Below are 10,400 nucleotides of genomic sequence, written 5' to 3'. Positions count from 1 at the left end.
AAATGAAAAACGACTGCAAACGCAGTCGTATCAAGGAGTTTACGAATGTTCATCCGAACTAGTCGGATCATTGGAACGGCCCCGAGAGGATTCGAACCTCCGACGCACGGTTTAGGAAACCGACGCTCTATCCACTGAGCTACGGGGCCATATGGCTCTCCTTTTTCATTCTATCCATCTGCGCCTAAAAATTCAATAGCTGATAGACAAACAAAATAGAGAACTCCACCCCCGATCTCTCCAAAGTTCGCTTTTCGTTCCCGGCAATTCAACCGCCGACGGCTTCTTTGCACGACGATCCATCCCCACCGATCGCTCCAATCCGCATCGATCAGCCGAATCCCGCTTCGTTCCGACGCAATGGAATAGAACGTATAGGTGACGATTGACACCACTCATCCCTCATAGAAATGTCATCTTTATCACCACACACCGCCATTGCCCCCGCATTTTTACGAGGCGCCCCGTCTGCACGGCAACGCGAAGCGATGGGATTCGCCGCAGCCTTGAACCGCTGCTTCCCTGATCGCAGGCAAGACGACCTTCTCCGTCCACCGCCCTTGCAAACACACGCAACTGGATCAGCGTCCTCGACGAGCGCCATCCGCACAACGAACGGTTGGCCGTTTGCCATGATCAACATCCTTGGCGGAATCGTTCCCATCGTGGAAAGGACGGTTCCTCACGGAGGAAACCAACAATAAGGGATATCATTCGTGAACATAAGGCCGAAATCCTGCATGGAGGAAAAACAGAGAGCTGGGGAAAGCTCTCCGTTTTTCGCTTGTGTGTTCCATCCAAGCCAATACGACGAAATCCCTGCCTTGGCATAAAGGCTCAACAAACATCAACTCGCTTAATCGGGAAAACCTCGAGCAACTAGGAAATCGGCCCCAAACGGCTTTTATTCAGGCACATACATTTTCTGCAGCGGAAGCAGCGCTCTCGCATCGCTGGGCATGTTCTCGTACCAATGGACAAGCAAGTTTACTAATTCTTCTAAATCAATCAGTTTCACGGAGTTGTGCCTAGCAACCCATTTTACCATAACAGCGCGGGCGGCCACAAAAAGGGACAGACCCGAGATGGAGACGCTGTTATCAGTTGCGCCTAGCATCGATCTTGACCAACAGGCATGAGAAAATAGGAAGTCCAACGATGGCTGCCTGAGAAATCTTGAAGTTGTATAAAGCACAAGTCTCGGTAGAAATGAGCTCATTTCTCAAAGTGCCTTTCTTCACCGACGAGATTGATGTCAAAAAACTAGAACGGGTTGATGGGTGTTGGGCGGTCTACTTCCCTTGTCCTTGGTGATCTACCGTTTTTTCAGCGCCGGATGCGGCTGTTCATCGCCCTAGAACGCCCGTAGAAGTGCGCGAACGGCCACAAGTTGCCCCTTTATTGCAGCTCATTATAAGAATGGATTAACCAAAATTTTAATTTGATTTTTATTCTTTGTTAGTGCTTCAAAGCCTTCTGATACGATTTCATCTAAACTGATAATTTTGGTGACTAAGTCCAACGCTTTTATTTGACCGTTCGCAATTAGCTGAATGACGTTAGGAAAAATGTTACGGTACGCAATTATACTTGTCATTTGTCTTTCTGTCAAAATGAGATTGTTCAATGGAATATTTGCTGTATTTTCCCAAATGCTGATATTTACTACATTTCCCTCTCTTTTCGTGGATTGAATTGCTGTGTTTAACGTTGAATTTACTCCAGCAACTTCAAATGACACATCTACTCCTAACCCATCTGTATGGCGCTTGATTTCGTTCACAACATCATTTTCTAGCGGATTGATGACGATATCCGCTCCTATTTTTTTGGCAAACTCTTGACGTTCAGGCGAAACTTCTGTTGCGATAATTTTACTTGCACCCGCCGCTCTTGCTGCCTGAATCACAAGCAAACCGATGGGGCCTGTTCCAAATACAGCAACTGTATCCCCAATTTTCAACGTGCTTTGACGAACAGCATGGACAGCAACTGCAGTAGGTTCAACCAGTGCCGCTTGTTCCCAAGACATTTGCTCGGGAATTTTATGCACCATATTGACAGGAACAACACTGTATTCCCCATATCCTCCATACCCTCCAGATAGCCCTATAAACCCCAATTTTCCACAAACATTGTAATGTCCTTTTTTACAAGAGACACATTCACCACAACTGTAAATTGGTTCTACACACACGCGGTCGCCCACTTTTACATTTGTCACATCTTCACCGATTTCTACTACCTCCCCTGCATATTCATGCCCCATCACAATCGGTGCTTTATCTTTTGAAAGCGGATGTGGTTCACTTACAGGTATAAAAATCGGCCCGACCAAGTATTCGTGCAAATCAGACCCGCAAATCCCGCAGTACGCCACTTTAATTTTCACTTGCCCCTTCGCCACTTTCGGCTCTGGAATTTCCTCGACTCGAATATCTTTGGCATTATACCATCTTGCCGCTTTCATCTATATTAAAACACTCCTCGTATAATTTATTTTGAGTCTTCACCATTTTCTGTGATTTCCAATCAATCCTAGAAACATGTTATCTGGATGAAATGGGTTCATCAGTCAACATCCTTCTTCCGTATACAGACCTTGAAGTTGGTAGAATGGAAACAGTCAAGTGCTTTCTTGACGGTGTTGATTTCACCGCTAACATTATTGCCAGGATCTCGTCAGTGCTTTCTCTTTTTTGTCACTAAATCACAAAATTTGGTGATGAACCTTTATTTTATTCATAAGTATCATTCATTAACTCATTCTACGATTTATGATATGGATAGGCGTACCAAGAACTGCTTCAGCTGCTTCCATCGCTATTTCCCCCAATGTTGGGTGAGCATGAATCGTTACAACGATATCTTCTGCTGTCATACCTGCTTCAATTACAAGACATAACTCTGCAATCATGTCTGAGGCGTGTGGACCAACAATTTGTGCCCCAATAACGACGTTGTCTTCCTTGCGGACAACAAGCTTCATAAACCCGTCCGTTTCATCTAAAACAAGAGCTCGACCGTTAGCTGCAAAAGGGAAGATCGCTGTCATTACATCAATCCCTTTCTCTTTCGCTTGCTGTTCAAAATAACCGACAGATGCGCACTCCGGATCCGAAAAGACAACCATCGGCATAGTTAAGTAGCTGATTTGCGATTGAAAACCCGCAATCGCTTCAGCAGCTATTTTTCCTTCATAAGAGGCTTTATAAGCCAGCGGTGGCCCTTGTACGATATCACCGATCGCATAAATATTCGGCACGCTCGTACGACATTGTTTGTCTATTTCAATGAAACCGCGGTCGTTCATTTTCACACCGATTCTGTCTATACCAATTTTATCTGTATTCGGACATCGGCCTACTGTGACTAGAACGTAGTCGGCAGCAACCTTTTTTGTTTTCCCTTTTACCTCAAATGTCACTGTCACACCATCCTCACGCTCCTCAACCCCTTTGGCAAAAGCATTGGTGAAAATATCGACTCCTTTTTTCTTTAATCGCCGTTTCACAATCGCGCTCATTTGTTTTTCGAATCCCGGTAAAATTTCATCTGCGCTTTCTACAATGATTACTTTCGTTCCGAAGTTCGCATATGCCGTCCCTAATTCCGTACCAATATAACCGCCACCGATCACCACAAGCGATTTCGGGATTTCCGGCAAGTTCAAAGCGCCAGTGGAATCAATAACACGCTTCGAAAATGGAAAATTAGGCAGTTCAACTGGCCTCGAGCCTGTCGCAATAATCGCGTTTTGAAATTCATATGTTTGTACATGGTTTTCTGCCATAATACGCACCGTGTTCGCATCCACAAAATATGCTTCGCCATAGACAATTTCGACGTTATTCCCTTTCAACAGTCCCTCAACACCATCGGTCAATTTTTTTACAATGCTGGTTTTCCATTCTTGGACTTTTGAAAAGTCAACCGTGACATTTTCCGCTTTAACCCCCGTTTTTTCAGAATGTTTTGCCATCACATAACGATGACTTGCCGAAATAAGGGCCTTGGATGGAATACATCCTACGTTTAAGCATGCTCCACCAAGTTTTCCCTTTTCTACAATTGTTACTTTTTGACCTAATTGCGCGGCTCGGATGGCTGCTACATATCCCCCCGGACCTGCTCCAACAATAAGTGTTTCCGTTGCGATTGCAAAATCACTAGTTATCATTTCGCTACTCTCCCATCTCCTATTTCCTCATCCAACGGCTTCATTCTCAACACCATATCTCATGCCATGCCGCCCAAAATTATGAATAAAATAATTGATATGGATTCTCCAAATAATGCTTCACCATACCAAGGAACTGACTTGCAGGCGCTCCGTCGATCACTTGATGGTCAAATGTCAAGCTTAACGGTAATTTTTTTCTCTTTTCAACAATGTCTCCTACCAAAACAGGAACATCTTCGGCAGTCCCTACCCCAAGAATCCCTACTTCCGGAGGGTTCAGTACTGGTGTGAAAAACTCTACACCGTAAGCTCCTAAACTTGTAATCGTGAACGTCGAACCTGTCATTTCTTCACTGCTTAATGCCCCCTCCCTTGCCCTGGTACTTAATTCCTTAATTTTTTGCGAAATTTCTTTTAAAGAAAGCTTCTCCGCATAGCGGATGACTGGAACAACGAGGCCGTTTTCCACTGCAACGGCAATTCCTAAATGAACAGAATCATACGTATAAATACGTCCGTCTTGATAAAGACTGTTCATTTGCTTATGTGTTCGCAGTGATAAAATCACTGCGCGAGCAATAAAATCAGTAATCGTGAATTTGATCGTTGACTCATCGCGCAATTCATTTTTAATATTTTCATTCACTTCCATTAATTTTGTAATATCTGCTTTCATATGAATGGTCAGCTGAGCTGTCTGATGAAGGCTTGCAAACATTCTTGTTGCAATGACTTTCCGCATACCTGTTATCGGTTTTACCGTAACGTCTTTTTGTTCTATTGCCATCTCACTTATTTGTCCCGACATTTTTTTCTTAAGGTTTATACTTTCTGATGTGTTGATGGCTTCCTTATTTATTTGTGTAAACCTTTGCTCCTCGCTTTCTAGTTGTGAAGACGCCTGTCTAGTTTGAATAGCCTTTTCTACATCTGCTCTCGTAATTCTCCCTTTTGGTCCTGAACCTGAAACACGACGCAAATCTATTCCCGCTTCATGTGCTAATTTTCGAGCAGCAGGAGAAACCCGTAACATAGTTTCGGATATTGCCTCGATTTCCTCTTTCATACTGATTGCTACCGATTCATGGTCAGCTTCCTTCAAAACTTCACCTTCTTGTCCGATGTAACCAATCACTTTCCCTACTTCCGCTGTTTCATCTTGTTGAACAATAATTTCTAATAATACTCCGTCTTGCGGCGCTTCGATATCCTTTTCGATTTTGTCAGAACTAATGACGACGATCGATTCTCCCTTTTTCACTGGATCTCCCTTTTTCTTCAGCCACTCTACACCGTTCCCTCTTCCATGCTCATTCCTAGCTTTGGCATAATAATCTCAACGGCCACGTTTTCTCTCCCCCTTTTTCAAATAAATGCAATGCAAAGAACGCGTGTTGCCGCGTACAACCAAGGCAACACGCTCTATCATTTATACTGGCACAATCGTTTCGTCTCCTATAATTTCCGCCGCAGCACGCAGTACCTTCTCCGGCGTCGGCAAGTAAAGATCCTCTAATGCCGGTGAAAATGGCACAGGGCAATGCGGAGCAGTAATCCTTTTAATAGGCGCGTCCAAATAGTCAAACCCTTTGTCTGCTACAAGAGCCGAAATATCAGCAGCGACACTGCAGCGAGGATTCGCCTCGTCAACAACAATGAGCCGTCCTGTCTTCGCTACAGACGACAGAATCGTGTTCTCATCAAGCGGGGACAATGTCCGTGGATCAATTACTTCTGCTTCAACGCCTCTTTCCTGCAATATCGCTGCCGCCTTCAAGGCGGTATGCACTTGCTTGCCGATAGCGACAATCGTTAAATCATCGCCTTGTCTTTTAATATCCGCTATTCCGAATGGGATCGTATAAAACCCTTCTTCCACTTCTCCTTTCATGTTATAGAGCGTTTTATCTTCAAAAAAGATGACAGGATCATCATCAAAAATCGAAGCAAGCAAAAGACCCTTAGCGTCGGCAGGAGTGGAAGGAACGACAACTTTCAACCCTGGAATGTGGGTAAAAAGGGCGTACAAACTTTGCGAGTGCTGCGCCGCCGCCCGAAATCCAGCGCCATGCATCGTCCGAATCGTTAATGGCACTTTCGCTTTTCCGCCGAACATATAGCGAAGTTTGGCCGCTTGGTTCATTACTTCATCTAAGCAACTGCCGATAAAATCGTTAAACATCAACTCCGCAATCGGTCTTAAACCCGTTGCCGCCGCAGTAACCGCCGCTCCAATGTACCCGGCCTCGGCAATCGGCGTATCTAATACGCGTTCCCTGCCGAATTCCTGCACGAGCCCTTTCGTGACTCCCATGACCCCTCCCCAAGCTTCGTCGTCTTGTAAATGATCGACTGTTGCGCCTCCCGCAACATCTTCGCCCAACAAAATGACATGTTCATCTTTTCGCATGGCTAGTCTCATCGCTTCGTTCAGCGCCGCTGAGAAAGAAATCGTTCTCGCCATTCTGTTTCCCTCCTAAACCGTTTCTGTTTTAATAAGAAACATAGACATCTCGCAACAAATCTTCTTCCGTCGGAAACGGGCTGTTTTCGGCAAACTCCACTGCTTTTTCAATCGCTTTGGCGACGCTTTGTTCGATCTCTGCGAGCTCTTGTTCAGAACATAACTGATTGACAAGGAGATACTCGCGAAACTTCACAATGGCATCCAACTCTTGCAAATGTTTTTGCTTCTCTTCCAATGACTTATATGTTTGTGCATCTCCCTCAAAATGCCCATAGTTTCGATATGTTTTGCATTCGATCAAGGTCGGCCCCTCGCCGTTGCGAGCTCGTTCAATGGCTCTTTTTGCCGCCTCGTATACAGCGATGACATCCTTGCCATCGACAACTTCCCCCGGAATGTTGTATGCCGCAGCACGGTCGGCAATGTTTCGGCAACTGGATGCATATTCAAACGGAGTCGACTCCGCATATCCATTGTTCTCGGCTACAAAGATGACCGGCAATTTCCAAATGGCCGCCAAATTAATTCCTTCATGGAAGGTGCCATGGTTGTTTGCCCCGTCTCCAAAGAAGCAAACGGCGACAGATCCTGTTTTCTTTAGTTTTGCCGTCAGTCCAGCTCCGACAGCGAGAGGAAATCCTCCGCCAACGATGCCATTCGCGCCAAGCATCCCCTTGGAAACGTCAGCGATATGCATCGATCCCCCTTTTCCTTTGCACAACCCCGTCGCTTTCCCATAAATTTCAGCCATCATTCCGTTGACATCACATTCTTTAGCGATGCAATGTCCGTGTCCGCGATGGGTGCTCGTAATGTAGTCCTTTTCCGTCAAATGGGCGCAAACCCCTACCGCCACGGCCTCCTCCCCCGCATATAAATGAACGAAACCAGGCAGCACTCCCCTGCTGAAAATTTCATGCACCTTGTCCTCAAATTGGCGAATTTCCTGCATTTTCTGATACATCCATTTAGCCTTTTCTTTCGTAAGAACGATGGATTGTGATCGAGCAACAGCCATACAGAAACCTCCCTTTGTTTTAAGTAGTTTCGTTATTTATCTAAAGCAAACTCCATGCCAACAAAAAAGCGCTTACACCCCCCTTGTTGTAAGCGCTTTCTTAAATGCTTCATATCCCTCTTTTTTACCCCTTTGCATCAATCTGTGTCATTTTGTTTTATTTCAAATCAATTTGTACTTTTTCAGCTTGCGATAGCACGTGCTGCGAGAAATGCCTAATAGCTCCGCCATCTTGCTAATATTTCCTTTCGTCTCTTCAAGCATGTTCATCATTTGTTCTTTTTCCACCTGCTCCCGATAGGTAAGCTCGCCTCTTCCCTTCTCGTCGTTCTTCAACGCTACAAGCATTGACTTTATTCCAGAAATCGGGGGGACTGCCTCTCCATACTCAATTCTCATTCGTTCCAACACATTAAATAATTCCCTGATGTTCCCAGGCCAATAATAGTCCATCAATAAGTTCATCACTGAATTAGGCAAACAAACATTCCAACCGTTTTTTCGGCAATAGTAGTCAACAAAAAACGGGATATCCTCTTTCCGCTCCCTTAACGCTGGGAGCTTGATCGGATATACATGCAAACGATAAAACAGATCTTCTCGCAACTTCCCTTCCTTTACCAACTCATACAAATCGCGGTGTGTGGCTGTGATGACCCGAACATCAACAGAAATCGGTTTGGTTCCGCCAATTGGCACGACTTCTCTTTCTTGCAACACTCTTAACAAAGCTACTTGCATTTCTAGTGGAATTTCACCGATCTCGTCTAGGAAAAGCGTTCCACCGTGAGCTTGGACAAATTTTCCCATATACCCTGTCCGCTTTGCGCCAGTAAACGCCCCTTCCACATACCCAAACAATTCGCTCCCGATGAGCTCTTTCGGAACCGCTCCGCAATTGACGGCGACAAATGGGCCATCCTTCCGCAGGCTGTTTTGATGAATCGCCCGAGCAATCAACTCTTTTCCTGTCCCTGTTTCCCCTGAGAGATAAACCGTTGCATCCGTTTTCGCAACTTTAGAACAACTTCTTAACACAGCAGCAAAAGACGGACTTGTTCCAATCACCCCGTCAAAGCGGAATGATGGCAGGGAGCAAAAAAAAAGCCTCCTCGTCTTGTGCTTTTTGCAAAGTTACTTTATAGCCGATAAGATGACCGTAAACTGAAGAAAAAATGGGAACTTTGGAGAAGACTTTCCACGTTCGTTGGCAAAATTGTTGCAACGGCTGGTCGATGATGCTGGAACAGAATGAACGCAAGCGATGATTGGCCCACACAATGTTCTCTTGATCATCACATACAACTGAGTAAGAAGCCGAATCTTCCATTTGAAAACCGTGGCGGAAAAGTTCCAATAGATTTTCTTTCTGTTGGATTCGCAGTTGCTGCTCAATGGTGTAGGAGGCGGCGACAATCGTGGCAAGTACATAGTCTTGAGCGTCGGACAAACCGTGATAGATTGGGTAGGACATATCAATGATACCAAGAAACTCTTTGTTTTCATCGTAAATCGGAGCCGCGGAACAAACCCATTGTTGGGAAGCAACTGCATAGTGATCGAGTCCGACAACCGCAATCGGTTCTCTCGTCCTTAAGGCTGTACCAATGGCATTCGTCCCGACTTCCTCCTCCGTCCATTTGACTCCCTCTAAAAAATTGATTTCTTTCGCCTTTTTCATCGCCTGTTGATGTCCTTTAGCCCACAACACATACCCTTCTTGATCGATAAGGAGAAAAATCGCAGGAATTTCTTGAAATAATTGTTGCAACTTCTCCAAAATCGGAACAGCACAACGGAGCAACCTTTGATTTTTTTCCCTTCTTTCCAGCAATAAACGGCCAGTCAAAAACATTTTCCCTTTCCCATCATAAGGATCCACGTTTTTCTGGCGGCAAAGATACCACGACTCTTCAATTCTTTTGCTTATTCTCGCTTGATCTAACGTTCCCTCTTGGACAAACCGGCGCCAAATTTCCCGCTTCGATGGATCCATCACATTCATCGTCATCCCCCCGGCATATCGTTAGGTATTGTCAAAAGTTCATCCTCCATACTCACGCTTTCTCCTTGAATTTCAACGGTCGGAAGAAAAAAGCTGGCCACCCCTCGTTATTTTCGGCCATCATGAAGCAACGACACCAAACAGCCAAAACAAAGGAGTGACAAGCTTTGTTACCTCAATTATTAGCCTATTTGCTCGAAATCATCAAGACCCAATATCAAATCATTGTGTATTTGATGGGTGTGATATTGGGAAAATCCTTGAATCTCGAGGACTTGGACGAACCCATCCAAAAACCGTACCGGAAACTCCAGGTCGATGACCTTCCGATCATCGGTGTGCCGGCAATCCTTGATTACCGGAAGCTGTTGGCAGACTACGAGTCGCAGCACGTCCGTCCTTCGCGGCCCATAGAGCGCCGCGCCAATGCGAAACACCGTGCTCCGGATTCGTTGACCTGCCCTCGCTACTAGGTGCCCTACTCCTACACCTGTACGCCAACAATGGCGGACTTCATAGATTTGTGTCGTTTTCTTTTTCAAACAATGCCGGCACGAAATCCGCTTTGCAATCGTTGCCCTGGTGATCATCCCCTCTTTCGTTCCTACAACAAAAATCTCATTCAATTCGATTGTACCAATCGTTGCAAAAAAATGTTGAACATTGTCAAATTATCCATAAATTGGTTCGTCACCAAAAGATGTACTTGACTTTTAAAGACAAACAT

General features: G+C 45.2%; 8 protein-coding genes, 1 tRNA gene and 2 pseudogenes. 2 read left to right on the top strand and 9 right to left on the bottom strand.

The genetic code is table 11. The features are described from left to right. Positions 1–76: 76 nt before the first annotated feature. Both I656_RS13885 and I656_RS13890 read right to left on the bottom strand, forming a co-directional pair. Positions 77–149, bottom strand: a tRNA-Arg gene (locus I656_RS13885). A gap of 21 nt (positions 150–170) precedes the next feature. Next, positions 171–392: a hypothetical protein gene (locus I656_RS13890; protein ID WP_223810899.1), complete on the bottom strand. Its 222-nt coding sequence runs from the start codon at positions 390–392 to the stop codon at positions 171–173. A 766-nt stretch (positions 393–1,158) separates the two neighbouring features. On the opposite strand from I656_RS13890, the pseudogene I656_RS18910 reads away from it, so the two are divergent. Further along, positions 1,159–1,366: pseudogene (locus I656_RS18910) on the top strand (transposase); the annotation flags it as partial. Between the two features lie 45 nt (positions 1,367–1,411). Here I656_RS18910 and I656_RS13895 read toward each other — a convergent pair. From I656_RS13895 to I656_RS18900, 7 genes are all read right to left on the bottom strand, one after another. Beyond that, positions 1,412–2,470 (bottom strand): 2,3-butanediol dehydrogenase, encoded by a 1,059-nt coding sequence (locus tag I656_RS13895; protein ID WP_020753736.1) that lies wholly within the window; start codon positions 2,468–2,470, stop codon positions 1,412–1,414. Between the two features lie 288 nt (positions 2,471–2,758). Beyond that, positions 2,759–4,180 (bottom strand): dihydrolipoyl dehydrogenase, encoded by a 1,422-nt coding sequence (lpdA, locus tag I656_RS13900; RefSeq protein ID WP_020753735.1) that lies wholly within the window; start codon positions 4,178–4,180, stop codon positions 2,759–2,761. 79 nt (positions 4,181–4,259) lie between these two features. Next, positions 4,260–5,444, bottom strand: a complete 1,185-nt coding sequence (locus I656_RS13905) for a dihydrolipoamide acetyltransferase family protein (RefSeq protein ID WP_020753734.1) — start codon at positions 5,442–5,444, stop codon at positions 4,260–4,262. Between the two features lie 168 nt (positions 5,445–5,612). Then, positions 5,613–6,647 carry an alpha-ketoacid dehydrogenase subunit beta gene (locus I656_RS13910; RefSeq protein WP_020753733.1) on the bottom strand — a complete coding sequence of 345 codons (1,035 nt, stop codon included), beginning with the start codon at positions 6,645–6,647 and terminating at the stop codon, positions 5,613–5,615. 28 nt (positions 6,648–6,675) lie between these two features. After that, the gene (locus I656_RS13915) at positions 6,676–7,668 is read right to left on the bottom strand and encodes a thiamine pyrophosphate-dependent dehydrogenase E1 component subunit alpha (protein ID WP_020753732.1); all 993 of its coding nucleotides are present in this window, start codon (positions 7,666–7,668) and stop codon (positions 6,676–6,678) included. Positions 7,669–7,830: 162 nt separating this feature from the next. Further along, positions 7,831–8,706: a sigma-54-dependent Fis family transcriptional regulator gene (locus I656_RS18905; RefSeq protein WP_235048587.1), complete on the bottom strand. Its 876-nt coding sequence runs from the start codon at positions 8,704–8,706 to the stop codon at positions 7,831–7,833. 34 nt (positions 8,707–8,740) lie between these two features. Next, a complete protein-coding gene (locus tag I656_RS18900) occupies positions 8,741–9,673 on the bottom strand; it encodes a GAF domain-containing protein (protein WP_235048586.1) in 933 nt (310 codons plus the stop codon). A 167-nt stretch (positions 9,674–9,840) separates the two neighbouring features. Between I656_RS18900 and I656_RS13920 the strand changes: the two are divergent. Then, positions 9,841–10,184, top strand: a pseudogene (locus I656_RS13920) (transposase); the annotation flags it as partial. Between the last annotated feature and the right edge of the window lie 216 nt (positions 10,185–10,400).

Source organism: Geobacillus sp. WSUCF1, from assembly GCF_000422025.1.
Classification (GTDB): Bacteria; Bacillota; Bacilli; order Bacillales; family Anoxybacillaceae; genus Geobacillus; species Geobacillus zalihae.
The sequence above is the reverse complement of the archived record's forward strand: the minus strand, read 5'-3'. Positions and strand labels throughout refer to the sequence as shown.

Coding starts and splice junctions, on each gene's coding strand:
- I656_RS13895 (WP_020753736.1), bottom strand. CDS start 2,470: ATGAAAGCGGCAAGATGGTATAATGCCAAAGATATTCGAGTCGAGGAA.
- lpdA (WP_020753735.1), bottom strand. CDS start 4,180: ATGATAACTAGTGATTTTGCAATCGCAACGGAAACACTTATTGTTGGA.
- I656_RS13910 (WP_020753733.1), bottom strand. CDS start 6,647: ATGGCGAGAACGATTTCTTTCTCAGCGGCGCTGAACGAAGCGATGAGA.
- I656_RS13915 (WP_020753732.1), bottom strand. CDS start 7,668: ATGGCTGTTGCTCGATCACAATCCATCGTTCTTACGAAAGAAAAGGCT.
- I656_RS18900 (WP_235048586.1), bottom strand. CDS start 9,673: ATGAATGTGATGGATCCATCGAAGCGGGAAATTTGGCGCCGGTTTGTC.